At 34.3% G+C, this 25,929-nt stretch carries 25 protein-coding genes and 1 riboswitch; of the genes, 19 read left to right on the forward strand and 6 right to left on the reverse strand.

The features are described from left to right. Nucleotide 1: 1 nt before the first annotated feature. From LO744_RS17335 to LO744_RS17380, 10 genes are all read left to right on the forward strand, one after another. Nucleotides 2–988, forward strand: a complete 987-nt coding sequence (locus tag LO744_RS17335) for a phosphotransferase (protein ID WP_230671607.1) — start codon at nucleotides 2–4, stop codon at nucleotides 986–988. A 426-nt stretch (nucleotides 989–1,414) separates the two neighbouring features. Then, the gene (locus LO744_RS17340) at nucleotides 1,415–2,614 is read left to right on the forward strand and encodes a winged helix-turn-helix domain-containing protein (RefSeq protein WP_230671609.1); all 1,200 of its coding nucleotides are present in this window, start codon (nucleotides 1,415–1,417) and stop codon (nucleotides 2,612–2,614) included. Next, nucleotides 2,607–3,047, forward strand: a complete 441-nt coding sequence (locus LO744_RS17345) for a DUF1801 domain-containing protein (protein ID WP_230671611.1) — start codon at nucleotides 2,607–2,609, stop codon at nucleotides 3,045–3,047. The genes LO744_RS17340 and LO744_RS17345 overlap by 8 nt, the downstream gene beginning before the upstream one ends. A gap of 98 nt (nucleotides 3,048–3,145) precedes the next feature. Beyond that, nucleotides 3,146–3,622 (forward strand): DUF6985 domain-containing protein, encoded by a 477-nt coding sequence (locus LO744_RS17350; protein ID WP_394799528.1) that lies wholly within the window; start codon nucleotides 3,146–3,148, stop codon nucleotides 3,620–3,622. Beyond that, entirely contained in the window at nucleotides 3,597–4,496 is a 900-nt protein-coding gene (locus LO744_RS17355; RefSeq protein ID WP_230671615.1) for an urea transporter, read from the forward strand. The genes LO744_RS17350 and LO744_RS17355 overlap by 26 nt, the downstream gene beginning before the upstream one ends. 61 nt (nucleotides 4,497–4,557) lie before the next feature. Next, entirely contained in the window at nucleotides 4,558–5,193 is a 636-nt protein-coding gene (locus LO744_RS17360) for a hypothetical protein (protein ID WP_230671617.1), read from the forward strand. 29 nt (nucleotides 5,194–5,222) lie between these two features. Next, complete coding sequence (locus LO744_RS17365) at nucleotides 5,223–5,636, forward strand: DUF1801 domain-containing protein (protein WP_230671620.1); 414 nt, start codon at nucleotides 5,223–5,225, stop codon at nucleotides 5,634–5,636. 143 nt (nucleotides 5,637–5,779) lie between these two features. Beyond that, nucleotides 5,780–5,905, forward strand: a riboswitch (FMN riboswitch). A gap of 90 nt (nucleotides 5,906–5,995) precedes the next feature. Continuing rightward, nucleotides 5,996–6,643, forward strand: a complete 648-nt coding sequence (gene ribB, locus LO744_RS17370) for a 3,4-dihydroxy-2-butanone-4-phosphate synthase (protein ID WP_230671622.1) — start codon at nucleotides 5,996–5,998, stop codon at nucleotides 6,641–6,643. 121 nt (nucleotides 6,644–6,764) lie between these two features. Beyond that, nucleotides 6,765–7,742: a T9SS type A sorting domain-containing protein gene (locus tag LO744_RS17375; protein WP_230671624.1), complete on the forward strand. Its 978-nt coding sequence runs from the start codon at nucleotides 6,765–6,767 to the stop codon at nucleotides 7,740–7,742. A 136-nt stretch (nucleotides 7,743–7,878) separates the two neighbouring features. Then, nucleotides 7,879–8,640, forward strand: coding sequence for a DUF3575 domain-containing protein (locus LO744_RS17380; RefSeq protein WP_230671626.1), 762 nt, complete (start codon nucleotides 7,879–7,881; stop codon nucleotides 8,638–8,640). Between the two features lie 74 nt (nucleotides 8,641–8,714). On the opposite strand, the gene LO744_RS17385 is transcribed toward LO744_RS17380, so the two are convergent. Then, nucleotides 8,715–8,927 (reverse strand): hypothetical protein, encoded by a 213-nt coding sequence (locus LO744_RS17385; protein WP_230671628.1) that lies wholly within the window; start codon nucleotides 8,925–8,927, stop codon nucleotides 8,715–8,717. A gap of 374 nt (nucleotides 8,928–9,301) precedes the next feature. Between LO744_RS17385 and LO744_RS17390 the strand changes: the two genes are divergently transcribed. Continuing rightward, nucleotides 9,302–9,646, forward strand: coding sequence for an FEKKY domain-containing protein (locus LO744_RS17390; RefSeq protein WP_230671630.1), 345 nt, complete (start codon nucleotides 9,302–9,304; stop codon nucleotides 9,644–9,646). On the opposite strand, the gene LO744_RS17395 is transcribed toward LO744_RS17390, so the two are convergent. From LO744_RS17395 to truA, 3 genes are all read right to left on the reverse strand, one after another. Then, on the reverse strand, nucleotides 9,641–11,398 hold the full coding sequence (locus tag LO744_RS17395) for an ABC transporter ATP-binding protein (RefSeq protein ID WP_230671632.1): 1,758 nt from the start codon (nucleotides 11,396–11,398) through the stop codon (nucleotides 9,641–9,643). The two genes, LO744_RS17390 and LO744_RS17395, sit on opposite strands and share 6 nt — an antisense overlap. A gap of 126 nt (nucleotides 11,399–11,524) precedes the next feature. Then, nucleotides 11,525–11,878: a hypothetical protein gene (locus LO744_RS17400; RefSeq protein WP_230671634.1), complete on the reverse strand. Its 354-nt coding sequence runs from the start codon at nucleotides 11,876–11,878 to the stop codon at nucleotides 11,525–11,527. 12 nt (nucleotides 11,879–11,890) lie between these two features. Beyond that, nucleotides 11,891–12,622: a tRNA pseudouridine(38-40) synthase TruA gene (truA, locus tag LO744_RS17405; RefSeq protein ID WP_230671636.1), complete on the reverse strand. Its 732-nt coding sequence runs from the start codon at nucleotides 12,620–12,622 to the stop codon at nucleotides 11,891–11,893. Between the two features lie 199 nt (nucleotides 12,623–12,821). On the opposite strand from truA, the gene lpxK reads away from it, so the two are divergent. From lpxK to LO744_RS17440, 7 genes are all read left to right on the forward strand, one after another. After that, a complete protein-coding gene (lpxK, locus tag LO744_RS17410) occupies nucleotides 12,822–13,847 on the forward strand; it encodes a tetraacyldisaccharide 4'-kinase (RefSeq protein WP_230671638.1) in 1,026 nt (341 codons plus the stop codon). Nucleotides 13,848–13,978: 131 nt separating this feature from the next. Next, a complete protein-coding gene (locus LO744_RS17415) occupies nucleotides 13,979–14,494 on the forward strand; it encodes a TlpA family protein disulfide reductase (protein WP_230671640.1) in 516 nt (171 codons plus the stop codon). Between the two features lie 249 nt (nucleotides 14,495–14,743). After that, a complete protein-coding gene (locus tag LO744_RS17420; RefSeq protein ID WP_230671642.1) occupies nucleotides 14,744–15,670 on the forward strand; it encodes a hypothetical protein in 927 nt (308 codons plus the stop codon). A gap of 6 nt (nucleotides 15,671–15,676) precedes the next feature. Beyond that, the gene (locus LO744_RS17425) at nucleotides 15,677–17,485 is read left to right on the forward strand and encodes an OmpA family protein (RefSeq protein ID WP_230671644.1); all 1,809 of its coding nucleotides are present in this window, start codon (nucleotides 15,677–15,679) and stop codon (nucleotides 17,483–17,485) included. A gap of 87 nt (nucleotides 17,486–17,572) precedes the next feature. Continuing rightward, nucleotides 17,573–18,850: a hypothetical protein gene (locus LO744_RS17430; protein WP_230671646.1), complete on the forward strand. Its 1,278-nt coding sequence runs from the start codon at nucleotides 17,573–17,575 to the stop codon at nucleotides 18,848–18,850. Between the two features lie 266 nt (nucleotides 18,851–19,116). Further along, complete coding sequence (gene dinB, locus LO744_RS17435) at nucleotides 19,117–20,169, forward strand: DNA polymerase IV (RefSeq protein ID WP_230671648.1); 1,053 nt, start codon at nucleotides 19,117–19,119, stop codon at nucleotides 20,167–20,169. A gap of 42 nt (nucleotides 20,170–20,211) precedes the next feature. Next, nucleotides 20,212–21,684 carry an alpha-amylase gene (locus LO744_RS17440; RefSeq protein ID WP_230671650.1) on the forward strand — a complete coding sequence of 491 codons (1,473 nt, stop codon included), beginning with the start codon at nucleotides 20,212–20,214 and terminating at the stop codon, nucleotides 21,682–21,684. 235 nt (nucleotides 21,685–21,919) lie between these two features. Here LO744_RS17440 and LO744_RS17445 read toward each other — a convergent pair whose 3' ends face one another. Next, a complete protein-coding gene (locus LO744_RS17445) occupies nucleotides 21,920–24,061 on the reverse strand; it encodes a S9 family peptidase (RefSeq protein WP_230671652.1) in 2,142 nt (713 codons plus the stop codon). A gap of 197 nt (nucleotides 24,062–24,258) precedes the next feature. Between LO744_RS17445 and deoD the strand changes: the two genes are divergently transcribed. Beyond that, a complete protein-coding gene (gene deoD, locus LO744_RS17450) occupies nucleotides 24,259–24,969 on the forward strand; it encodes a purine-nucleoside phosphorylase (protein WP_230671654.1) in 711 nt (236 codons plus the stop codon). Between the two features lie 147 nt (nucleotides 24,970–25,116). Here deoD and LO744_RS17455 read toward each other — a convergent pair whose 3' ends face one another. Further along, nucleotides 25,117–25,902, reverse strand: coding sequence for a TatD family hydrolase (locus LO744_RS17455; protein WP_230671656.1), 786 nt, complete (start codon nucleotides 25,900–25,902; stop codon nucleotides 25,117–25,119). Nucleotides 25,903–25,929: the final 27 nt, after the last annotated feature.

Here is a 25,929-nt window from a genome sequence, read left to right on the forward strand (position 1 = left end):
AATGACCACTTTTCCTGTAACAGCTTCTGTAGTATCAGAAATCGAATTATGTAATTTTATAAAGGAAAAATACCTCCTAAGCAATGATTTTAATTGTCAGTTATTTAGAACTGGCGTCAATCACACTTATTTCATTTCAAACAACGACGAAAAATTTGTTGTGAGAGTGTACTGTCATCAATGGAGAACCAAAATTGAAATTGAGCAAGAATTAGAACTATTAAATTTACTTAAAGAAAATTCTCTTTCAGTTTCATTTCCAATCTCAGATAAAGAGGGAAATCTTATTCAAGAAATCAATGCTCCTGAAGGCATTCGATATGTTGTACTTTTTTCATTCGCTGAAGGCAAAAAAATGCGTTTTATGTCAAGTGAAACGTGCTTTTCTATTGGCTCATTAATGGCTAAAATTCACAACATTACGGAGAATAAAAAAATCAAAAGGGTAAATTATAATTCTGAAACACTTTTATATACATCCTATAACCTTATAAAATCATTTTTTTCTGAAGATTTAGATGAAATGAGATTTTTAAAAGAAATAAGCGCGAAAATATCCAAAAAACTTGAAGACCGTAATTTATCAGAAATTCAAAATGGAATTGTGCATCTTGATATCTGGTATGATAATTTGAGTGTAAACAATGACAATGAGATTACTATTTTTGACTTTGATAATTGCGGAAATGGGTTATTTATTTTAGATGTAGGTTATTTTTGCAAACAACTATTTTTCATTGAGTCTGATAAAGATGAATATGAGCTAAAAGCACAAAGTTTCCTAAATGGTTACCAAAAAACAAGGTCTTTATCCGAATGCGAGCTTAAATTAATTCCTGAAGCTGGCGCAGCGATTTTTATCTTTTATCTCGGTGTACAAGCACAAAGGTTTGATTGGTCTAATATTTTTTTCACCGAAAACTATCTTAAAATGTTTGTTGGAAGAATAAAAGACTGGGTTGATTATTATGAAAGGAAATATAACTAAGCATAAAGAGTATAACTATTAAACAACTCAATTTTTGCTAAGTAAGAATTAATCAATGAGCAAACAAAAACAGTTTTAACAATCACAGAGTGCTAATCAGCAACATCATTAACTTCGTATGAGACATGAGCCAAATTACAGATAAAGAATATTTTTGGGGACTATTAGCAATAATAATATTTTTAATTTTCTATATAAGGTGGCAAACAAAAAAATATAAAAATTCAGACAATCCAATGGATATTGCAAAAAAACTAAAAAGTTATATCATCTTAATTTTTGCAGTATTATTATTTCTATTTTTCACAATGAAATTAATTTGAATGTAAAGAATATATGATTATCCGTAATTTATTCTTTTTTAATATTTTTCACTTTTAATTTCATGATAAATAGACACTTACCTCTCAATTTTTGAATACCTTAATGAAAAGAGAATTAACCTTATCGCAGCTACGACATTTAACATTAGAAAGCCAAGGATTAACAAAACCTAATCCTTTCGGAACAGGAAAAAATGCTGTACTTACCGCATTAGAACAACTCGGATATTTACAAATAGACACTCTATCAATTGTTGAAAGAGCTCATCATCATACTCTTTGGACTAGAATTCCAGACTATCAACCTGTATATTTGAATGAGTTGGTACAAGAACGAAAAATATTTGAATATTGGTTTCACGCTGCTTCTTATCTTCCTATGAAAGATTTTAGGTTTGCCTTGCCTCAAATGCTCGACATCAAACAAAGTACAACCCATTATTACAACGCAGACCCAAAAGTTATGCAGTATGTTTTGGATACCATCCGTACAGAAGGCCCTAAAAAATCTAGAGATTTTGAAAAAGAAACAAAAAAAGCCGGCAGCTGGTGGAGTTGGAAACCCACAAAAATTGCACTTGAAAGACTTTTTCTACAAGGAGATTTGATGATTTCGAATCGCAATGGAATGCAAAAAACATATGATATTACTGAAAATGTTTTGCCTCAAAATATTGATACATCAATACCAACTGACATGGAATTTGCCGAATATCTAGTGAAAACATATCTACAAGCCTATGGATTTACCACCATAAAACAAATTACACATCTTAAAACAGGAGGATTAATAAGAAAAAATGTTGAAGAAATATTAAAGTCAATGCTTCAGGAAGGTACGATACAAAGAATAAACATTGAAAATTCACCTCCAATATTTATAAAAAATGATTTACTTGAAAAATCTTTAGACAACGCAACTTCAAGCATTCAGCTTTTATCTCCTTTTGACAATTCAATCATTCATCGAGACCGAATAAAACTTTTTTTTGATTTTGATTATAAAATTGAGTGTTACACGCCCAAAGAAAAAAGAATATTTGGATATTTTTGTTTACCCATTTTATTTGGCGATACTTTTATCGGACGAGTTGATTGTAAAGCGCATCGAAAGGAAAAAGAATTTGAACTGATTCATTTACACGTTGAAAACACAACAATAAATCTTGAATTATGGCTAAAACCTTTTCTGGAATTGGTAAAAAGTTTTGCCACTTTTAATAACTGCGAAACCTTAAAGTTGACACAAGTAACACCATCTAAATTGACAAATACTATTCTCAAATTTAATAATCATGGCTAAAGCAAATAAAACCAACGAAACAAAAGTCGACGTTACAGATTTTATCAATTCTTATGTAGAACAAGACCAAAAGAAGGCCGACAGTTTTGAACTGATAAAATTGATGAGCGAATGGTCTGGTGCTGAGCCTAAAATGTGGGGTCCATCGATTATAGGATTTGGCAATTACCATTATAAATATGCAAGCGGGCACGAAGGTGATGCACCGGTTTTAGGATTTTCACCAAGAAAAGCTGCATTTTCGTTGTATGTCTATTCTGATACCGAAAAAAGCAAATTATTATTGCCCAATCTGGGGAAATTTAAAATGAGTAAAGCTTGTATTTATGTAAAAAAACTTTCCGATATTGACCTTCAAATTTTACAGGAGCTTTGTAAAGAATCAATTCTATACATCAGTGAGCATCATGAATGTTCTTGCAGAATAAAATAATAAACCCGTTGACGAAAATGAGCAAAGAAATTACTTCAAAAATAATAGGCCAATTGACACAGGACGACAGCTTTTCAGATTGGTGAAAAAGCACTGAAATTAAAATCCCGTTCTTTGATAACCAAAAGTTGGAAATTACACTGATGGATTTCGAACCTGAAGCTGACAAAACTTTTCTTGATGAAGCAGACCAAGCATTAACTCATTTTTTCAAACTTAAAAATGAAGATAGAAATTCAATTTCTGACCTTGTTTATAAAAACTGCACCGATTTTCTGGAGGCTGTAGACTTTGACGAAGCGGATGAACCGTTGAGACAAATCAAAGACCCTAACGAAATTTGGAACTTCATTGAACCTACAGAAATTTATATCTCAAGAAGAGATAGAAGAGACCATGATATCTATATACAAATTGCTTGTGAATGTGATTGCGAACAGGGACACGGACTTCAACTTGTTTTCAGACAAGGTAAACAATTAACCCGAATAAGCAGCCAAGACGGACATTTAACCGAAGCTGACGCTTATGATATACCAGACGAAAAAGATGAATTATTATCAAAATTTAAATAAAAACAAATTTAGCAAAACGATTATTTCGTTAGTAAATATACTATTAAAAGGTATCGGGCAAATAATGCTTCAGGAAAATTCACTCACTGGCTTTTTGTTTTTAATTGGTATTTTTTATGGCTCATGGACGATGGGCGTTGCGGCACTTTTAGCAACAATATGTGGAACTGCCACTGCCATTTTGATGAAATATGACCAGACAGAAATCAAAAAAGGGCTGTATGGTTTTAGTGCTGCTTTGGTTGGTGTGGCTACCCTATTATTTTTAAAACCTTTATTCATAAGTTGGATAATTTTAATCATTGGGGCTGCGTTGGCAACGGTGATACAGCATTTTTTCATAAAACGTAAAATACCCGTATTCACACTTCCTTTTGTTCTGATAACTTGGCTAATACTATTTTTCACAAACAATTACGGCACAGGTTTATTATCAGAGTCTTCAACAGCTATTTCTTCACCAATTGATTATTTCACAGTTGGCTTTAAAGGTTTCGGACAGGTTATTTTTCAAGATAGTTTAATTTCTGGAATAATATTTTTTATCGCAGTTTTTATTAGTTCACCTATTTCTGCCCTATACGGATTTGTAGGAGCTGTATTATCTGCTATTATTACATTCAGTATTTCTGCTCCCGTTGCAGACATAAGTTTTGGATTATTTAGTTTTAACGCTGTTTTATGCGCAATAGTTTTTGCAGGCAAAGAGATTAAAGATTTCATTTGGGCTTTTACAGCTATATTATTGTCACTTGTCATAAGCTTATTCATGTTGAAATTTAATTTTACTCAGCTTACATTTCCCTTTGTTTTAGCTTCTTGTATTACTCTTTTTTTGAAAATAAAATATATTAGTAGATATCAAAATAAGTAAGATTAAAATTAATTTGTAAATTAGAATTTCACAATAACCATAAATTTCCTGAAATAAATAGATGATTTCTACCAAAGACTACAAGCTTCTACCCGATGCCAAAAAATTAAAGTCTATCTGTAAAGCTATTTCTGTTTTAGATGCTATACTCTCTCAAGAATGGGAATACCGTTACTATTCTTACAACAATAAATGGTCAGATCATGAAGAGTTTTTTGAAATGCGTGATGGTTCCGGAGACCAAATGCTTGTATTATTCCCACAAAATCATTGCGTTATCAATGGTTTCGCTCACGAATATAAGCAGCAAGACAAGCAAAAACTAACTACCAATTTACCTTCTATTTTTAATGAATTTATTTTTGGTGAACCTGTTAATTCTATTGGAACAACTTTTTGTCTGTGGACTACCGAACAAAAAAACTGGCAGACAGGACAGCTTGAAAACTTCGAAGATAATTCTGAAGAAATGCTTAATATCTTTGATGGAAATCCTCAGACTTATATCGATTGGGCAACAGAATATTTTGAAGATAGGTATAAAGAATCCGGAATTCCTTTAGAAACCGTAGAAAAAATTTACTCGGGTCAAACTCTAACAAAAAATATGGTTTTATCAATCGTTGAAGAACTTGAAGACTGGGAACAACTAGAGACCGACCTTAATGAAATCGGGTATTCATATAGTTTTGACTAGTAAAATAAATTTAAATTTTCGTTTTTACAATGACCCTCCAAGAACAAATTAAAGAGTATATCAACAGCCACAAAGAACCAAAACGCAGTGATTTGGAAAATCTTCATCAGATTATTTTGGAGCTTATCCCTGGTTGTAAACTATGGTTTTTAGACGGTAAAAACGAGGAAAACAAAACAGTTTCTAATCCTAATATCGGGTACGGACTTCATATCATGAAATATGCAGATGGAAAAACCCGAGATTTTTATCAGATTGGGATGAGCGCCAATACTACTGGAATTTCTATCTATATTATGGGGATTGAAGATAAAAAATATTTAACCTCAACATTTGGAGAGAAAATTGGTAAAGCAAGCGTGACAAGCTACTGTATAAAATTCAAAAAACTCGACGACATCAATATTGAAGTATTGAAAGAAGCCATACAATCTGTGTTTTAAAATTAATTTTTCAAGAATTAACACTTTTAATCAAACCTCTTCCCTATCTCAAAAAACTTCCCGAAATTTACGGTCTGTGCGTTAAACAAAAAATTAATGAATTAAAGAACAATTAAAACAAACATACAGTAAAACTTAGCATAAGTTTTCTTCGGGGCAGGGTGCAATTCCCTACCGGCGGTTACAGTCCGCGACTCCTTTTTTACGAAAGGACTGATTTGGTGAAATTCCAAAACCGACAGTTACAGTCTGGATGGGAGAAGAAAATGAAACAATCAATAAGACTATTTTGATAGACTTGTTGTGTTGTATTTCATTTCCATGTACCGAAGTGTATTTTAACTTAAAATTAAAATAACATGGAAAAATTATTAGAAAAGTTCGGAGCTACTTCGAGAGAACGTGTAGAAAATGCACTTCTAAAATTACAACAAGGAAAAGGCATCCTTTTAGTAGATGATGAAAACCGCGAAAACGAAGGCGATATCATCTTCCCTGCCTCCACCATTACAGAAAAAGACATGGCACTTTTAATTCGCGAATGCAGCGGAATCGTTTGTCTGTGCATCTCGGAAGAGAAAAGTAAACACCTTAATCTTCGCCCGATGGTGGAAACCAACAACTCAAAAAATCAAACAGCATTTACCATTTCTATAGAAGCGAAGGAAGGCGTGGAATCTGGAGTTTCAGCAAAAGACCGGGTGACAACCATAAGAACAGCAATTGCTAAAAATGCTTTGGCGGAACATATTGCAAGTCCGGGGCATGTTTTCCCTTTAATTGCCAGAAAAAATGGAGTTTTCGAAAGAAGAGGTCATACAGAAGGAAGTGTAGATTTGGTAAAAATGGCAAATCTTGGTGATGATGCCGTTCTTTGTGAGCTGACCAACGAAGATGGAAGCATGGCAAGACTTCCGGAAATTGTAGATTTTGCAGAAAAAAGAAATATGACCGTAGTAACTATAGAAGATATTTACGCTTATCGTCAATTGATTTTAAGTAACTAAAAACATCGGTTTAACGCACATTAAAAGTCCACTTGAGTTTACTTGAGTGGATTTTTTTATTCAAAATCAAATAATTATGACCAATATTTCACAAATTATTTATCTTTAGAAAAAGTTAAAAATGAAAAAAACTCTCCTTATTTTAATTTCTTCAACAGCCTTTTTATCTGCTCAAACTACGATTACTAAAGCATTTAATGACCCTATTATTGGTGAAACCGTCAACAATGTCAACATCAACGGAACTGTTGATAACTCTGCAACGGGTAGTAATACAACCTTTACCAATACAAGTTTAACAGCTGGTTCTGCATCTTCAGCCACTTATTCTGCACCTAGTTCAACAGATATTTCTACTTTTCCAGGGTCTACTATTAAGATGACAGGTAGCGGAAGTACCGTTTACTACAAACAGACCGCCACAAAACTTGAAATCACAGGATTGGTAACTCCTGATGCTACACTCAATTTTTCTACCAATAATGGAACATTTATAAGTTATCCTGCAGCTTTTGGTTATTCTGAAAGCGATACCGCTGCCGGAACATTTAGTGCAACAACAGGAGCTTCAGGAAATTTTTCAGGGACCATTAATATATCTGCGGATGCTTCCGGAACTCTTCTCATCGGAACTAAAACCTATCCCAATGTTTTAAGGATAAAATCGATACAGAGTTTCAACCTCACTATATTTACTGTTCAGGTAGGAACGATTCTTAATACAACCTACGCTTATTATGACAATTTACACAAAGCACCTTTATTAAGTACTACAAATGCTGTGATTACCGTTCAGGGAACTCCACAAAACACGAATGCTGCACAAGCTTTAAATGAAACTTTTCTTGCAGTATCAGATTTAAAATTAAAAGAAAAACTAAGTATTTACCCTAATCCAGCACAAGATTTTATTCAATTAAAAGGGAATGTGTCAAAAGATTCTAAAGTTAAAATCTATAGTTTAGATGGAAAATTAATTAAAACTGCAGATTTAAAATCAGAAAAAATTGAAATTTCAGAATTACCTCCAAGTTCTTATTTTATTGAAGTTTCAGACTCAAAAACGACAAAAGAAACTACTAAATTCATAAAGAAGTAAAATTATTTTTATAAAACTTGCAACCGTTCTAAGATTTTAGAACGGTTTTTGATTTAACGTTTTCATCAACTTTTGTTCTTTCATTCGTGAACTTACACAAATGCTTTTCTCTTATTTTAATTAAAATTGTAAAGCCATGAAAAAACTACTTCTTATTATCCCCTACTTCATTATTTCAGAAGCAACAGCTCAGGGAATAATGAATAACGAAACTTCGCTTCCGGAAAATAAAATGAATATTATTAAAACTAATGTTACTGGTTATGCTTTCCGAAATATTAATGTATCATACGAGAGGTCTATTAACCGCTGGTTTGCGGTGAATGTAGGCTTCGGAACCGTGCCGGAAGGGAAAGTTCCTTTTATGAATGCTTTTCTGGATGAAGAAGATGAGAAAAAATTTCAAAATATTAAAATCAAAGCAACCAATTTTACCATTGAGCCTAGATTTTACATTGGCGAAGGCTATGGCAAAGGGTTTTATTTTGCACCTTATTACCGATATTCAAAAGTCTCTACCAATACTTTTGATTTTACTTTCGATTACAATGCTTTTGGAACCACATATCCTGTTCCGCTAAAAGGTTTAGGTGATGCAAATGGTAACAGTGGCGGGTTGATGATAGGTGCACAGTTTTTTCTGAATACACAACACAGCTTTGTCTTAGATTTCTGGATTGCCGGTGCACACTACGGTTCCGGAAAAGGAGACTTTACGCTGACAAGTGATGTAATTCTCACTCCTGAAATGCAAGTACAGCTGAAAAAAGAAATTCAAAATCTGGATGTTCCTTTTGTAGATTACACGGTAGAAACTAATGCAAACGGAGCCCGTATTAAAGTAGATGGCCCTTGGGCAGGATTTAGAAGCGGTTTTTCGCTGGGATATAGATTTTGAGTAATAGTTGATAACTGATAGTTTAAATATAAAAAAATGCGCCTCAGAAAATTTTCTAAGGCGCATTTAATATTTTAACTGTAACATTCTTTAAATCTAGAAATCAAGTTATCCATCGTATGTCTCTGCACATAAACTGTCTTTACATCTTCATATCTTGGAGATTTGTAAAACACTTCATGGAAATCCATACTACCATTACCTACTTTTACAATTTTTTGAACATCGATGTTCAATTTTTTCAATTCATCTTTTAAGACCTGAAATTCGTCTTGAATATTATCCATCTTTATATTTTGTTTTTAAGTTATAAAATCATCACTTGTTTCACTATTTACCCCTATAAAAATCAACATAAGGTTAAATTTTTAATAAATTTAGCAAATATATTTAACCCAGCAAAGGGGTTGAGGTAAATTTTAATGATTATTGTTAATTGCAAAAACTATACCTAAGTGTATAGGTATTAATGAAACATGAATTTAATATGAACTAAATGTTAACAAACCTACACTGAGGCGTACTTTGCCTAAATGATTCTCAATGAATCATTTAACAAAATTCGCTTTAAAATTAGAATTATTAAATAATAAAAATTTTAATAGCATCTGAAAAATTTAACCTTCAGTAATTTTAAACATCAAAAAGAAAAATAAACACCATGAATTTCTTCAAAACAGCGTCTCTTTTGGTTATTATAGCTTCTTCAATATCCGTTTCGGCACAACAAAACGAGCCCGTAATTTTAGAAGTCAAAAAGGGAAATGATAAAAAAAATGTTTCTAATGAAAAAGCTAAGTACTTTGTACAGTTTGGAATCATGTCACGAAATCACGACAGTTTTAAACAAAAATACGGAGTACATATAGTTTACGAAAACTGCGTCATCACTTCATTCATGTCTGAAAAAGCAAAAAAGAACAATCAGGAAGTTGCCCAATATCTAACGAAGAAATATGGGGAAAGCTGGAAAAAAGATTTAGAAATAATTCCTTACGGATTATAAGCTTTGCTTTTCTTCAACCTCAACTTCGTGTCTCAGCTGTGCTTTGTATAAAGTGGCGTAATATCCGTTTTTATTTAAAAGCTCAAGATGCTTACCTTCTTCAACGATTTTACCATGCTCCATGACGATAATTTTGTCAGCCTTTTCAATGGTTGAAAGTCTGTGTGCAATGATAATTGATGTTCTATTTTTGGTAATTTTCTCAGTCGCTCTCTGAATTAGCTTTTCACTTTCATGGTCAATTGACGAAGTGGCCTCATCTAAAATCAAAATTTTAGGATTTGATAAATAGGCTCTTAAGAAAGAGAGCAACTGTCTCTGTCCCAAAGAAATAGACGAACCTCTTTCGCTCACCACAAATTCGTAGCCACCGGGAAGGCTTTCAATGAAATCATCTACTTCAATTTCTCTTGCACCCGCTTTTATTTTTTCTAAAGTCACCTCATCATCACCAAACGCAAGATTCTCATAAATACTTCCGTGGAACAAGAAAACATCCTGCAAAACGACTCCGATATGACTTCTCAGGTTATAGAGTTCATAATCTTTAAGCTCAACATCGTCAATATAAATTTCACCTGAGTTGATATCATACAATCTTGTAATTAAACTGATAATCGTAGATTTCCCAGCTCCCGTTGCACCAACAATCGCTACCGTTTCCCCAGGATTTACTTTAAAATCGATTCCTTTTAAAACTTCCTGCTTTTCATCGTATGCAAAACGAACATCTTTGAATTCTATTTTCCCGTCGAAGTGGTCTTTTTTTACGGTTCCGGTATTTGGCATCTCATAATCTTCATCCATCACACCTAAAACTCTTTCTGCACCAACAATTCCACGCTGGATATTGTTGAAACGGTCTGCAATCTGTCGCAAAGGGCGAATCAACATCGAAATAAACTGAATAAACGCAATCACAACACCGGCACTGATGGTAATATAACCGCCATAGAAAAGCACAAAACCAATGAAAAGAGAAGAAATTAATTCAACAACAGGAAAAAACAAAGAGAAAATAAAAACCGTTCTCAGTAAAGCGCTTTTTAACGTGATATTAATCTCATCAAACTTTTTAAATTCAGCCTTCTGTCTATTGAAAACCTGAATAATAGGCATTCCAGCTAATCTTTCCTGCACAAATGAGTTTTGATTGGAAGTCCAGGTTCTTTCATCACCAAATGCTTTCTTTAATTTCTTTTGAAAAAAACGAGTAATAACAACCATTAAAGGTAAAATGGCAAGAGAAATGTAGCTCAAATGCACATCAACCTGAAACATCATAAATAAAACGAAGATGATTCTCAAAACATCTCCGAAAACCATCAAAAAGCCGTCTGTATAAACCGTTGCAATAGTTTCTACATCTCCTACGGCTCTTGTCACCAACTGCCCCAAAGGAGTTTTATCAAAAAAAGCCGTTCTGAAATAAATCAGTTTGCTATAAAGTCTTTCACGAATATCTCTGATAACATTCTGCGAAATATAATTTGAAAAATAAACTAAAAAGAAGTTTAAAATCGTTTCGGCAAAAACCAAACCTACCAAAGCATAAATATGCTTCATCATCAAGGCTTTATCTTTCAACTTTGTGATATCATTATCTACAATCTGCATCGTAAGATAAGGTCTGTAAGTAGAAACAACCGATAAAATGATGGAAATAATAAGGGTAACAATAAACCAGCTACGAAACTTCATCCCAATGAAGAACAGCCTCTTTACAATTGCCCACGTATCTTGTTTTTTCATTTTTGAAATTGACGTAAAGAATTAATTTGAAAAAATTCTCTGCAAAAATACAGCATTATAATTTTAAAGCCTGAAAAACTGAACTAGAAAATATCAGACATTTATTATTTTCCTGATAAATATCTATTAAATATTTTTCTTCTCCTTAACTCCGATTCCGTCTATTTCCGATTCGTGCGTGGAAACAGCATCTTTTCTCCAGGATTTCTCAAGATTTCTATGTACAAACCACACCGTAAAAATAGAAGCAACCCACCCAAAAGCTGTAGCAAGTGTTGCTGAAAACAAATCTAATTCCTCAGAAGGGGTATTTGAATTTAATATTAATTCAATTAATCTATAAATTAGCCAAACCATTAATTGTACACCTAGGCAAATCCCCATTCCCAAGAAACCATATTTCCAATGAACTTTTCCGTTTCTGACCGCTAACTTTTGATAATATCTAAAAACACCAATGGCAAGTATAAGTGAAATCATTTCTATTTTTATTTAAAATTCATACCCTACATTCACCAAAAATAAAGCATGAGCTGGCGCAGAAGTTCCTGCAGAATTTCGGTTTTTATCTTCTATTACTTTTCTCACATCTTCCGGCTGTATTTTTCCGGAACCTACTTCTACCATCGTTCCGACAATCGCTCGTACCATATTTCTCAAAAAACGGTTTGCTGAAACGGTAAATTTCAGTTCAGTTCCATTTTGTTCCCATTCTGCTTTATACATTTTGCAGAGATTGGTTTTATTGTCGGTGTGAAGTTTGGCAAAACTTGTAAAATCTTCATATTCAAACAAAATCTTACAGGCTTCATTCATTTTATTAATGTCTAAAGGTTTTCGCCAATGTTGCCAGGCAGAATCGTGCGTAAACGGATTTTTTTCCAATGAAATATAATATTCATACGTTCTGAAAGTTGCATCAAAACGTGCATGAAAATCATCTTTCACTTCAAAAATTCTTTTCACAGCAATATCTGTAGGCAAAAAACTATTCAGTTTATGAGTAAGCTGATTGTTTAAAACCTGATTGGTCTCAAAATGGGCAAACATTTTCTTGGCATGCACCCCGGTATCAGTTCTTCCCGCTCCGGTTGTTTTAATTTTTTCTTGTAAAATGGTAGAAAGCGCTCGTTCAAGTTCTTCCTGCACAGAAATATCATTCGGCTGAATCTGGTAACCAAAATAATTTTTTCCGTTGTATGAAAATTCTATAAAATATCTCAAAGTCAATTAATATTAAATTTTAGAAATAAAATGTGAGATAAACTCCCCACAAAATGATAAAATATTACCATTTATTTTTACTTCTTAAACGTTTCTGCAAAAATACTTTAATTTGATGGCAAAAAAAATTGTTAATTTATTTCGAAAACTGATTAAAAACACCATTTATAGGTTTTAAAATCCTTATTTTTGCCAGTGTATGAAAAGATGGTACCTCTACCCTTTTTCCTTAGGTTATCATATGGTTACGGGCATCCGAAACACATTATATGACCTGGGAATTTTTAAGTCTACAAAATTCGATACACCGATTATCAATGTCGGTAATCTTTCTGTGGGCGGAAGCGGAAAATCGCCAATGGTGATGTATTTGGCAAAATCTTTATCTAAACATTACAGAACCGGAGTTCTTTCTAGAGGGTACGGAAGATTGACGAAAGGATATGACGTTACCAACTACGACAGCAATTATAAAACTGTAGGTGATGAAGCCATGCAGCTTTTTGAGCGTTTCAAAAACCGTTTTGTGATTGCCGTTTCTGAAGACCGAGTTCCTGGAGCCAAAAAAGTAATCGAAGATATGGACCTTGATGTTTTGATTCTTGATGATGCCATGCAGCACAGAGCCATCAAAGCAGGATTCAATATTTTGATGACCGATTTTAATGACCCTTATTTTAAAGACCATCTACTTCCGGCAGGAGATTTGAGAGAATCGAGGGCAGGCTCAAAAAGAGCAGATGTCATCATGGTAAGCAAATGCCCTGATGAACTGACTGAGGAAACCAAGCAATATTATATCTCAAGAATAAAACCTGAGCGCAGTCAAAAAGTATTTTTCTCATCCATTGGGTATGACGAAAACGTCTATTCAAGAGAAAAAATGCTTCCCGACAACAACTTGAATTATTACGATATTCTTCTCATCACAGGAATTGCCAATCCCAAACCTTTGTTGAGTCATTTGGCTAAATTTTCACAGCGTGTAAAGCATCTTAAATTCAGAGACCATCATAATTTTTCTGATACTGATATTAAAAATATCTTCGAAGAGTACAAAAAATTGGGTGAATACAAATTAATCCTAACGACTGAAAAGGATTATGTACGTTTGAAAACTTTCGATTATCTGCGAGATTTGGTGTATTACTGGCCTATTAATGTAGTGATTGACAAGAAGGAAGAATTCAATCAAATGATAATGAATTACGTGAGTAAAAAATAATAGAAATCTGCGGCGAAAGTTGCAGATTTTTTTGTTTAATATAGATAGTTTCAATTCTTAAATTTCTGCCAATTCATATTATTTCATTTAAAAATTACGTTTCATTGTTTAGATTTGTAAAAAATTTAGATATGAAGCAGATAATGATTTTCATGATGTTGAGTATTTTCACTTTGGGATGTGCACAAAAAACACCTGAAGTATCGAAAACTCAGTTTTCAAAAGAAGCATTAAATCAGAAACTGGAAGATGAAAATGGAAAAAACATCAGCGTTCAGGAAATATTAAATCAACATAAAGGAAAAGTTTTGGTCATCGATTTTTGGGCGGGTTGGTGCAGAGATTGTCTCACCGCATTACCAAAAGCTGAAGAATTGGAGAAAAATAATCCAAACATAGATTTTGTTTTCTTTTCGCTTGAAAGGTCAAAAGAGAAATTCGACAGCAGTCTTGAACGTTTTAATATGAAAGAAAAAGAAAACTACTGGTTTTCTACGGGCTGGAAAAATGACTTCAACAATTACATTGAGCTCAATTGGATTCCGAGATATATGGTGATTGACCAGCAATCTAAAATTGCAAAATATTATGCCATTTCTCCTGAAGACCCTGAAATACAAAAAACAATTGATAAACTTTTAAAATAAGGTTTAGTTTAAATCGAAAATGATATCAATCATCTCTCTTGGGGGATGATTTTTTCTTTTTTTAAGAAAGAAATTGTAATTCAATTTACTTAAAATTAATAATCACAAAAGACTCAATTCAATAAAAATATTCCATTTTATAAATCTCAATTAAACTTCAAACTTTCATTAAAATCATATCCCTACAATTAGGGATTTTTTCATGTTAAAAAAATCTTAAAATTTGTAAAAACATTTAAACGATACACAATGAAAAAGTTTAGTTTATTTTTTACAGGAATCATCTTTGTAATATTATGTTTACAATGTACCAACAAAGATATTATCATAGATGAAAGTATTGCACCTCCCTCTTCAGAAAGATTGAAAGCTCTGTTTGATGCCGGATTGACCAGTGAGAAAGCATTTGCACATTTCGATTCTTCACTCTCTAATTATGTTTACACAACATCTCGTGGAACTACCGTAAAAGTTAACGGAACATGCCTAAGATTAAATGGCACTCCGGTTACAGGAACCGTTATTTTAGAATTTGTAGAAATCTACGACCGTGCAAAAATGATGGCTTCTAATAAACCTACCATGGGAATAAAATTGTCTGGCGAACAAGAAATGCTCTTATCCGGTGGCGAATTTTATGTCAATATAAAGAAAGACGGAAATGCATTAACTACCACCTGCCCGATTATTATCGAAACATCTACCGCTAATTCTGGGGGCACTGTAAGCGGAATGCAAGCCTTCAATGGTGTAATTACCAACGATGCTCTGACTTGGGAACCTGCCAACAACTGGGATGTAGTAACCAATACGCAATTAAATCCCAATAAATATGTACTGACTATTCCAGGATTTGGATGGTTTAACTGTGATAAATTTTCTAATTATTCAGAGCCTAAAACAACCATTACAGCCAATGTTCCCGCAGGATACGGAAGTGCTTCACAAATATTTATTCTCGCTAAAAATATCCCAAATGCTTTAGGAACAACCTATGGTAAATTTCCTGTCGGACTGCAATGCTATCTGATTTTTGTCACAGAAAACAACGGCAATTTTATGTGGATTATTAAAGAACAGACTCTTACCGCAAACCACACCATTTATTTTGATTTAAAAGATGCCAACGTGGGAAAAACTGCCGATTATATAAGTGCTATCACTCAATTAAACTAAACCAAAATGAAAAAGAAAATTATACTTTTAATACTACTTCAGTTCTGTGTTACTTATTTTTGGGGACAAACTGTAAGCTTAAGTTCTACGAATGATATCAACAGAGGATTTCAAATTTCTCTAAGAGGAGGTTACGATGCATTTCCTGTATACAATAACAATACACCCTACATTGACTATAAAGGAAACTGGATGGCAGGCGGAAGTGTAGATTACTACATGAACCGATGGTGGGGAATTGGGATTGACTTTGATTATTTAGTGAATAATCCGAGGAGTACCTATCCTACAAACAATATTTTGTACAGTAGTTTTTCTATTAATCAGTTTCATTTAGCCGAAGATTATATCTCCCGCACCTTTTTGGGAATAGGCCCTAATCTGAGATACAAAAAAAACGATAAATGGAATCTCGAATTAAAACTAAGAGGTGGAATCTCTAATATTAAAGGAGGATATACAATGCTTGACGGAACAATTCCCACAGTACCAACACAGATGAATATTGCACTTAATCAACATGCCGGCTATGATGCTAAAAATGTTTTCTCAGGAAAAGTGGCATTGCAGTATAATTATTTCATCAATAAATCTTTAGGTCTGCATTTGGGTATTTACCATATCAATCATTTTAAAGTAGAAGAATTGGTAGATCCGGGAACGGGATATTCATCAAATTATTATGGTTTTAACAATAGTTTAGGAAGTAATACTTTAAATTCAGAACCCACTTACAGAAACAAAGCTTGTAACTGCAATATCAATTCTACGGGTATCTATGCCGGAATTACGCTGAGATTTCCACCCAAAGAAAAATGTACAATGTGCCAAATGTGCCCTGTTTGCAAAAAAGTACATGAACCGCCTATGTGTGTTGCCGCTTGTACAGTCTGTGGTTGCAAAATTTCAATTACTGCAAAAGATAAAATAAGTGGTGAGTTATTAGATAAAACCGATGTTGTACTCCAAAGACAAGACGGAACCATTGTAGAATCTGGCACAACAAACAGTTTTGGAGTTGTAGTTTTTGATAATGTTCAGGCAGGAGACTATTCTGTAAAAGGTAAACTTTATAATGTGAATTTGCAGGAAACCAAAATTTCGCAGGCAGAGTTTGACCAATGCAAAGCCAACGGTGGAGTTATACAGAAAGAAATAATATATACGGATGACAATTTTGTCTTAAAAGGCCAAGTTTTCGAGTGCAATACCTCAAAAACTGTTGAAGGAGCCAATATAGAATTATCCCATTTATCCTCAAACACTAAGAAAAATACCATTTCATCGGCTTCAGGAGAGTATATTTTTAATGTCAATAAAAACACAAACTATTCTATTAAAGGAAGTAAAGACGGATATTTCTCAAATGAAATAGAAATCAATACCGCAACCTACGACAGAACAAAATCACTATTCATTAAGTTTGAAGTTTGTGTAGACCCTTGTGGTAAAGCCATTAGATTGAATAATATCAATTTTAATTTAGACAAATCTGATATTTTAAAATCTTCAGAAGCAGACCTTAATTATGTGGTGACTTTAATGAAGAAAAATCCTAAAATAAAAGTTGAGCTCTCCTCACACACCGACTGGAGAGGCAGCCACGAATACAATCAAAAACTATCTCAAAGAAGAGCAGACTCCAGCGTCAACTATATTGTAAGCAAAGGTATAGACAGAAGCAGACTTATCTCTCGTGGCGCAGGAGAAACAGAATTGCTCAACCGCTGTTCAGACAACGTAGAATGTTCGGAAGAAGAAAACCGTGTCAACCGCAGAACAGAATTTAAAATTCTTTGTGTAGAAAATTATTAATCCCATAAAATGAAACACTCACAATAATTTCGAAAATAATGAAATAAGAAATCAACCGAGTGTTTCATTTTCAAAAATATAACTCCCATGAAATTTATTACTATAAAAACAATAGCAGCAATGAGTATGTTTGTACTCTTCAGCTGCGACAAAGATAGTTGCGAATATGTAACAACGCAGTGCGAGCCCTTGGGTAACAACACCGAGCAATCAGGAATTACTGTTGTTACCTACAATGCAGATAATCCTACAGATTTTGTAGGGGCAGTTTATGACACCAGAAATAATGCTTCTGCACCTTTGGGTGCAGATTGGGCACCCGCTCTCGGCACCGCAGTAAAAATAACAAAACCAGCAGACTGGGTTTTAAGTAAAATAGGAAGAGTATTTGGTATTGCAATGGATAAAACCGCCAATGTATACCTTGCAGCATCTGGAGTCTACGGACAAAACTTTATGAATACTCCTTATCAGAACTTAGTTCCGGGAAGAATCTACAAAGCGACAGCAGGAACTTATTCTACCGCTCCATTTGTAGATTTGCCAATGTCTTATACAAGTTCTTCGGGAAGTTTAAACGGAATAGGAAATATTGCTTATGACAAAATAAACAACCAGCTTTTTGCCTCCAACCTCGATGATGGAAAAATTTACCGAATATCGATGACAGGTTCTATACTTCAAACCTACGACCCTTGGGCGGCAGATTCCGGAACACCAGATATTACCATACAAGACGAAAGAATCTGGGGAATAGGTGTTAATTATGAAAGCGGAAATGTAAAACTATATTTTACGAGAATTACATTGCCTGTAACCACACTTGCCAATCGAAATCTCTATTCTTTAACCCTCAATTCAAGCGGAGCTATGCCTAGTTCTGCACCCTCATTAGAAATTGCCAACCTTCCGGGTGTTGCAGAATCTATTACAGACATTGAGTTTTCGGCAGACACTCAAAAAATCATTTTAGCAGAAAGAGGCGACCCACACAATGCCATGGCTTACAGCTATAACAGAAGCGGTAACAGTTGGAATTCTAATACTCAGTATTTCGTAGGCGGTTTCACTGGTAAAAATTCAGCCGGAGGAGTAGATTTCGCATTTGTAGGAGACGATAAAACACCCGTAAAGTGTGAAGAATTCATTTGGGCAAGTGGGAATTATCTGGAAGCAATTTCTGTAACCTCAGGAAGAGTTTACGGCTTACAGGGAATCAAATATTCAGGTAATATTCTGGCTACAGCACCTTCTACAGATTTATTTATAGATTACAATCCACCCATTTACAACTTTGCACAAAAAGGAGATATTGGTGATGTAGATGTTTTTGATGCCGATTTATGCTCATGTGTTTCAAAATAAAAGGATTATTGATTATATTTTTTTTATGCTGAATATCCCGGTTATTATAATTGGGATATTTTTTTTGGCGCCTATTTCCGCCCTCCGTTCCCGCTTTTTTGTACAGCCCACTTTCCCAATGCTTACAAAAAGAGCTCCACTCAGGTCGGGGCGTATGCCATTCACTGTCAGAAAAATCTATATTAAAAATTTTAATAGCTGATAAAATAATTGTCAGTAATTTTGTAGGAATGACCTTGCCCAGCCGCAAAATAATTCATGTTGATATGGATGCATTTTATGCTTCCGTAGAGCAGTATGACCATCCTGAATTACGTGGAAAAGCCATTGCAGTGGGTGGCGGGCATCGTGGCGTTGTTTCTGCAGCCAGTTATGAAGCCCGAAAGTTTGGTGTTCGTTCTGCCATGCCCAGTAAAACGGCTAAAGAAAAATGTCCGCATCTTATTTTTGTCCCCCCTAGATTTGCTCGATATAAAGAGATATCCAGAAAAATTCGTGAAATTTTCTACGAATATACCGACTTGGTAGAACCTCTTTCTTTAGATGAAGCCTATCTCGATGTTACCGAAAACAAAAAAGGAATAGAATCTGCCAATCAGATTGCCAAAGAAATTCGTCAGAAAATATTTGAACAAACCGGCTTAACAGCTTCCGCAGGCATTTCAATTAATAAATTTCTGGCTAAAGTTGCTTCAGACATCAATAAACCCAACGGACAAAAAACCATTCATCCCGAAAAAATAGAAAAATTTCTGGAAGAACTGCCTGTCGAAAAATTTTATGGCGTCGGAAAAGTAACCGCCAACAAAATGTTTAGCCTCGCAATTTATAAAGGAAAAGATTTAAAAAACAGGTCACTAGAAGATTTAACGAGACTTTTCGGAAAATCAGGCCGATATTATTATGATGTCGTTCGTGGCATTCATCACTCGGAAGTAAAACCCAACCGCATACAGAAAAGTGTTGCCGTAGAACGTACTTTCTTTGAAGACCTTTTTGATGAACAGCAAATCAACGAAAAATTAGAAAATTTAAGTAAGGAGCTTCATCAGCGTTTACAGAAACACCAAATTCTCGGAAGGTCTTTAACTTTGAAGATTAAATACAACGATTTCTCACTGTTTACACGAAGTTTTACGAAAGAAGAATATTTTACCTCTCCCGAACAGTATTTTGCAACTTCAAAAAAACTCTGGGAGCTTCGCCCTTTTGATAAAGCGGTACGATTATTGGGATTGTCATTATCACACCTCAACACCGAAGAAAAAAAGCAGGTTTCAGTACAGCTTAAAATTCCGTTTGAGGAGTTTGAAAATTGAAAAATTAATTTTCAATAAATAATCTCACCAAATACATCAACTATGAACCCAACCATGATTCAATTTTTCCACTGGTACTCAGAAGGAGACGGAAAACTATGGAAACATGCCGAAAAACAGGCAGAATATTTATCTCAACTCGGCATTACATCGGTATGGTTTCCACCAGCCTATAAAGGAGCAAACGGCGGATATTCTGTAGGATATGATGCCTACGACCTTTTTGACCTCGGAGAATTTGACCAAAAAAATTCTACTGCAACAAAATACGGAACCAAACACGATTATAAAAAGGCAATTCAGAAATTAAAGAAAAATAATATTCAGGTAATTGTAGATGTTGTTTTAGGACATAAAGCAGGCGGAGATGAATTAGAAAAATTTAAAGCCGTAAAAGTTGATGAAGAGAATCGCGAAAAAATTATCTCCTCAGAAATCGAAATAGAATCTTACACAAAATTTACTTTCCCCGGACGCAAGAAAAAATATTCTGAGTTTGAATGGAACTTCACCTGTTTCAGCGGTGTAGATTATGCAGAAGGAAAAGATTCGCACATCTACAAAATAAAATCTGAATATGGTGACGACTGGGAAGAAATGATTGATGACGAAAAAGGAAACTACGATTATTTGATGTTTAATGATATCGAACATCGAAATCCTCATGTGCGTGAAGAACTCAACAAATGGGCAAAATGGTATTTCGACGAAACCGATTTTGACGGCGTAAGACTGGATGCTTTAAAACATATTTCTTTTGAGTTTTATAAAGAATGGTTAACGATGTTGCGTTCCAATTCTGAGAAAAATATTTTTGCGGTGGGTGAATATTGGGCTCCGGGACAATTGAGTTTATTACAAAAATACATTGACGCTACAGAAGGTTGCATGAGCCTTTTTGACAGCTCGCTTCAAAACAATTTTCATACAGCATCTAAAGAAGGGGGTTCTTATGATTTAAGAAATATTTTATCTGAAACCTTAACCGAAGCCGACCCTATGCATTCTGTAAGTCTGGTTGATAATCACGACACTCAGCCTTTGCAGGATTTGGAGGCGCCGGTTGAAGCTTGGTTTAAACCTATTGCTTATGCACTTATTTTATTGAGAGAAAATGGCTACCCTTGTGTTTTTTATCCTGATTTGTATGGCGCTCATTATAAAGATACCGACCGTGAAGGAAACGAGCAGGAAATATTTTTAGAAAAAGTAGATGGTATTGAAGAACTCTTAAAACTAAGAAAAGAAAATGCATACGGAGTTCAAAGAGATTATTTCGAAGATGCCAATTGTCTAGGCTGGATTCGTGAAGGCGATGATGACCATCAAGGCTGTGCTATTGTTTTGAGTAATAAAGACGTCTACCAAAAACCTATGGAAATGGGAGAAAAGTATATTGGTAAAACTTTCTATGATGCACTAGGCAGGTCTCAGGAAAAAATAGAAATAAAAGAAGACGGCTGGGCAGATTTCCCTGTTCCGGCAGGAAATGTGAGTGTTTGGGTTCCCGAATAATTTCTTTAAGCTCTCGCAGATTTTGCTGATTACGCAGATTTCAATTCAATAGGAATGAGCTTTAGCTCGTTTTATTTTTACATATTGCAAGTAGGCTTTAGCCAAAACCTATGATAAGTTTTGGCTAAATCCAATATTGAAACAATATTTTTTGCAGTTGGGCTAAACCCAACTCTATTGATAAAACTTTAAGTTAAACAAAAAACCCAGCCTTTTACAAGACTGGATTTTGCTATTATTTCTTTAAATACAAATCAAAATAATCGGTCACTTTTTGCATCAAATGCACTCTGTCTTTTCCAACTACATTATGCGGATGTCCTGGGTAAGCAAAATAATCCATCTGAACACCGTGATCCACCGCAGATTTGATAAATTTCATGGAATGTTGCCAAACAACGACATCATCTTGTGCCCCATGAATCATCAATAATTTTCCTTGTAAGTTTTGAGCTTTATCCAATAGATTCGAAGCTGCATATCCTTGAGGGTTTTCCTGTGGAGAATCCATATATCTTTCGCCATACATAATTTCGTACATGCTCCAGTCGATTACCGGACCTCCTGCAACACCTACTTTGAAAACATCAGGTTTGCGAAGCATGAAACTCGTGGTCATAAATCCACCAAAACTCCATCCGTGAATTCCCATTCTTTCAGAATCTACATACGGAAGTGATTTCAGGTAATTAACACCCTTCATTTGATCATCCATTTCTGTCGTTCCTAAGTTTCTGAATACAGCTTGCTCAAATTTAAGTCCACGGTTTGAAGAACCTCTTCCATCCATTGTAAAAATAACGTATCCGTTTTGTGCCATATATTCATACCAAAGATTACCTGAAGCAGGGAAAGTATTGGTTACAATCTGCAAATGCGGACCGTTGTATAAATACACAATGGCAGGATATTTTTTGTTCGGATCAAAATTAGTAGGAAGAATAACCTTTCCGTATAAAATCGTCCCGTCATCAGCTTTCAAATTAATATTTTTAATTTCCGGACGGTCATAGTTTTTCAATGGGTTGTCAGATTTCAAAAGATTGGTCGCTTTTAGAGTTGTTGTATTCAGAATATCTGCAACTCTAGGTGTCGTAGCATTGCTGTAAGTATCATATAAATAGTTACCATCGCTGCTCAGAACTCCCGAATGCACTCCTTCTGCATTGTCCATTCTCTGGGTTTTGAACGTATTCCAGTTGATTCTGTACAAATGTTTTTCGGTAGGATTATCTTGGGTAGAAACATAATATATTTCTTTTTTCTTTTCATTAAATCCTAAGATATCGGTAACCAACCAATCTCCTTTAGTGATTTGAGCGATTAAACCTTTTTCTAGACTATAGTGGAACAAATGGTTGTACCCTGACCTCTGACTTTGCCAGATAAAATCTGTATTTGAATTTGGAAAAAACGTCAACGGATGCTGAGGTTCTACATATTTATCACTGGTTTCTTCAAATAATGTATTGATAAAATTTCCTGTAACAGCGTCATATTTATTCATTCTTAAATGATTCTGACCTCTGTTTAAAACCCCAACGAAAATAAATTTAGAATCCGGGCTCCACGTAACTGCTGTTAAATATTGGTCTTTTTCACCATCCACTTTAAGAAAGGTTGTAGACTGATTTTTAATATTATAAACCCCCAATGTTACTTGATGAGAAGTTTTTCCAGCCATCGGATATTTAATATTGGTATTCACTGCCGGAGTTACAGACCAGTCAATCACAGGATAATCTGCAACCATGGTCTGATCCATTCTGTAAAACGCTACATTTTCAGAATTGGGAGAAGCGAAAATTCCTGTGTCGATTCCAAACTCGTTTCTATGCACGTTAGAAGCGCCATTAAGAATATTTTCGTTAGAATCATTCGTCACCGCAACCTCTTTACCGTTTTTGTTGATGAATAAATTATTCCCTTTTGTATAAACTAAAGTCTGATTATCTGCCAACGTTTTTACATTAGCCGGATTATCACCTAAGGTTACCGAACGCTTTACTTTCCATTCGTTACCAGATTTCTCTAACCAATGCATTTGATTATTAGCCGTAAAATAAGCTTCAGAATTGGTTACAAATTTTACAGGAGGAAGACCTTTCAGCTTTTTATCTGCAAAATTTTTATTTACTTGGGTCAAAGAGATCAAAGTATCCTGCTTATTGGTTTTAATATCAGTCATCAAATATCCGCCTTTCACCGCCTGAATATAAGATTTACTGTCGCTAGACCAAGAAAACTGTGAAATGTTTTTTACCGCAAGATTAGTTCTCATGCCGTTCACCGCTTCAGCCATTGTAAATTTTTGGGTTTGAGCAAAAGCCGATCCGCCCAAAACCACCATTAATAAAGAAAATTTATATAATTTCATTGTATAAAATTGAATCTGTCAAAAATAAGAAATAAAACCCACTCGTTAAGAAATGTCAAAATAAAAGATGCAGAAATTCTATTTAAAAATTTTGAAAATTAAATGATACGCTATAATTTGAAAAATTCCTGAATAATATCATTTACCCGCTCACAAGTCACAAATTGTTATCTTTGTACAAAATTTAAAACAAAAATATGAGTGTACACATCAGTGCCAAAAAAGGAGAGATTGCGAAAGTTGTTTTGCAACCTGGTGATCCGCTTCGTGCAAAATATATCGCCGAAAATTTTCTTGAAAACGCAAGATTAGTAAGCCAAACAAGAGGTATTTTATATTATACCGGAACTTACAAAGGAAAAGAAATCTCTGTAGGAGCAAGCGGAATGGGTTTCCCAAGCATCGGAATTTATTCTTTCGAGCTATACACAGAATATGAAGTTGACACAATCATCAGAATCGGAACTTGTGGTGGATATTCTAGTGACGTAAAATTATTTGATATCTTAAATGTAGAAAATGCAGCCAGCGAAAGCACGTATGCAAAATACGCATGGGGATTTGAAGAAGAGATTTTTTCGCACCAGGGAAATATTTTTGACGTTATTAACGAAACTGCTGAAGAATTAGGATTAAAAGCCAGAGCGACCAACATTCACAGCAGTGATATTTTTTACAGAAAAGATCCTGCAACGCCAGCAATTGCTACGAAATACAACTGCCTTGCAGTAGAAATGGAAGCTTTCGGATTGTTTGCCAACGCAAAACATTTAGGAAAAAATGCAGCAACTATTCTTACGGTTTCTGATATTATCCCAACTCAGGAATTTATTTCTGCTGACGAAAGAGAAAAGGCATTAAAACCAATGATTGAATTAGCTTTGGAAGCTGCTTTGAAAGTGATTTAATAAGTAGTTGATAGTTTTTGGTTGTCAGTTGATGGTTTAAATTCCAGTGCTTTATAAAGTAGAATACAGATGATTAAATATTTACAAGAAATTAAGAATCTATTGATACCAATAAAAAGAGCTTTACTTCATAAGTAGAGCTCTTTTTTATATTCTGAAAAAATTTCTTGTGACTTCGGTTGTTTCATCTGAAACTTCAGAAATATTTATTTTTTTGAGATGGGCAATTGTTTGCGCAACATAGGGTAAAAATGACGGTTCGTTTCTGCGATTCTGCATTCTCGGCATATTTTTCGGAAGCATAAAAGGCGCATCAGTTTCAATCATCATTCGGTCGAGTGGAACATATTTGATAACTTCTTCCAAATGTTTAAATCTGTTCGTATCACTTATTGCGCCGGTAAATCCTAAATAAAATCCTTTATCCAGATACGTTTTTGCTTCATCTAAAGTTCCGGTAAAACAATGAACAACCGCTTTTGAAAGTTTCGATACATAGTCGTCGGTAATTTCGTTGAATCTTTTAAAAGCTGACCTTTCGTGAAGAAAAAGAGGTTTATTAATTTCAATAGATAATTCGAGTTGAGCTCGATAACATTTTTCCTGAATGGGTCTTGGCGAGAAATCTCTATCAAAATCTAATCCGCATTCACCTACAGAAATTACGTAATCGTGTTTTAATAATTTTCTTAATTCATTAATGCTTTCATTGTTAAAAGATTTTGCATCATGTGGATGAATTCCTGCTGTAGAAAATAAAATTTCAGGATAATCCGCTGCGATTTCCGCTGATTCTTTGCTTCCGCGAATGCTCGTTCCTGTAAGAATCATTTGCTCTACTCCATTGTCGAGAGCTCGGTTGATAATCTCTTCGTGCTCATTGTAAAATTGTCTATTGGTCAGATTAATACCAATATCGATTAATGTATTCATTTTTTGTTTGTTTTATTTTGTATTAAA

Origin of the sequence: Chryseobacterium turcicum (assembly GCF_021010565.1) — a bacterium.
In the GTDB taxonomy this organism is placed as follows: Bacteria; Bacteroidota; Bacteroidia; order Flavobacteriales; family Weeksellaceae; genus Chryseobacterium; species Chryseobacterium turcicum.

What these genes read in the sequence shown, in the direction of transcription:
- LO744_RS17335 (WP_230671607.1), top strand. Translation starts at nt 2, where the DNA reads ATGACCACTTTTCCTGTAACAGCTTCTGTAGTATCAGAAATCGAATTA.
- LO744_RS17340 (WP_230671609.1), top strand. Translation starts at nt 1,415, where the DNA reads ATGAAAAGAGAATTAACCTTATCGCAGCTACGACATTTAACATTAGAA.
- LO744_RS17345 (WP_230671611.1), top strand. Translation starts at nt 2,607, where the DNA reads ATGGCTAAAGCAAATAAAACCAACGAAACAAAAGTCGACGTTACAGAT.
- LO744_RS17355 (WP_230671615.1), top strand. Translation starts at nt 3,597, where the DNA reads ATGAATTATTATCAAAATTTAAATAAAAACAAATTTAGCAAAACGATT.
- LO744_RS17360 (WP_230671617.1), top strand. Translation starts at nt 4,558, where the DNA reads ATGATTTCTACCAAAGACTACAAGCTTCTACCCGATGCCAAAAAATTA.
- LO744_RS17365 (WP_230671620.1), top strand. Translation starts at nt 5,223, where the DNA reads ATGACCCTCCAAGAACAAATTAAAGAGTATATCAACAGCCACAAAGAA.
- ribB (WP_230671622.1), top strand. Translation starts at nt 5,996, where the DNA reads ATGGAAAAATTATTAGAAAAGTTCGGAGCTACTTCGAGAGAACGTGTA.
- LO744_RS17375 (WP_230671624.1), top strand. Translation starts at nt 6,765, where the DNA reads ATGAAAAAAACTCTCCTTATTTTAATTTCTTCAACAGCCTTTTTATCT.
- LO744_RS17380 (WP_230671626.1), top strand. Translation starts at nt 7,879, where the DNA reads ATGAAAAAACTACTTCTTATTATCCCCTACTTCATTATTTCAGAAGCA.
- LO744_RS17385 (WP_230671628.1), bottom strand. Translation starts at nt 8,927, where the DNA reads ATGGATAATATTCAAGACGAATTTCAGGTCTTAAAAGATGAATTGAAA.
- LO744_RS17390 (WP_230671630.1), top strand. Translation starts at nt 9,302, where the DNA reads ATGAATTTCTTCAAAACAGCGTCTCTTTTGGTTATTATAGCTTCTTCA.
- LO744_RS17395 (WP_230671632.1), bottom strand. Translation starts at nt 11,398, where the DNA reads ATGAAAAAACAAGATACGTGGGCAATTGTAAAGAGGCTGTTCTTCATT.
- LO744_RS17400 (WP_230671634.1), bottom strand. Translation starts at nt 11,878, where the DNA reads ATGATTTCACTTATACTTGCCATTGGTGTTTTTAGATATTATCAAAAG.
- lpxK (WP_230671638.1), top strand. Translation starts at nt 12,822, where the DNA reads ATGAAAAGATGGTACCTCTACCCTTTTTCCTTAGGTTATCATATGGTT.
- LO744_RS17415 (WP_230671640.1), top strand. Translation starts at nt 13,979, where the DNA reads ATGAAGCAGATAATGATTTTCATGATGTTGAGTATTTTCACTTTGGGA.
- LO744_RS17420 (WP_230671642.1), top strand. Translation starts at nt 14,744, where the DNA reads ATGAAAAAGTTTAGTTTATTTTTTACAGGAATCATCTTTGTAATATTA.
- LO744_RS17425 (WP_230671644.1), top strand. Translation starts at nt 15,677, where the DNA reads ATGAAAAAGAAAATTATACTTTTAATACTACTTCAGTTCTGTGTTACT.
- LO744_RS17430 (WP_230671646.1), top strand. Translation starts at nt 17,573, where the DNA reads ATGAAATTTATTACTATAAAAACAATAGCAGCAATGAGTATGTTTGTA.
- dinB (WP_230671648.1), top strand. Translation starts at nt 19,117, where the DNA reads ATGGATGCATTTTATGCTTCCGTAGAGCAGTATGACCATCCTGAATTA.
- LO744_RS17440 (WP_230671650.1), top strand. Translation starts at nt 20,212, where the DNA reads ATGAACCCAACCATGATTCAATTTTTCCACTGGTACTCAGAAGGAGAC.
- LO744_RS17445 (WP_230671652.1), bottom strand. Translation starts at nt 24,061, where the DNA reads ATGAAATTATATAAATTTTCTTTATTAATGGTGGTTTTGGGCGGATCG.
- deoD (WP_230671654.1), top strand. Translation starts at nt 24,259, where the DNA reads ATGAGTGTACACATCAGTGCCAAAAAAGGAGAGATTGCGAAAGTTGTT.
- LO744_RS17455 (WP_230671656.1), bottom strand. Translation starts at nt 25,902, where the DNA reads ATGAATACATTAATCGATATTGGTATTAATCTGACCAATAGACAATTT.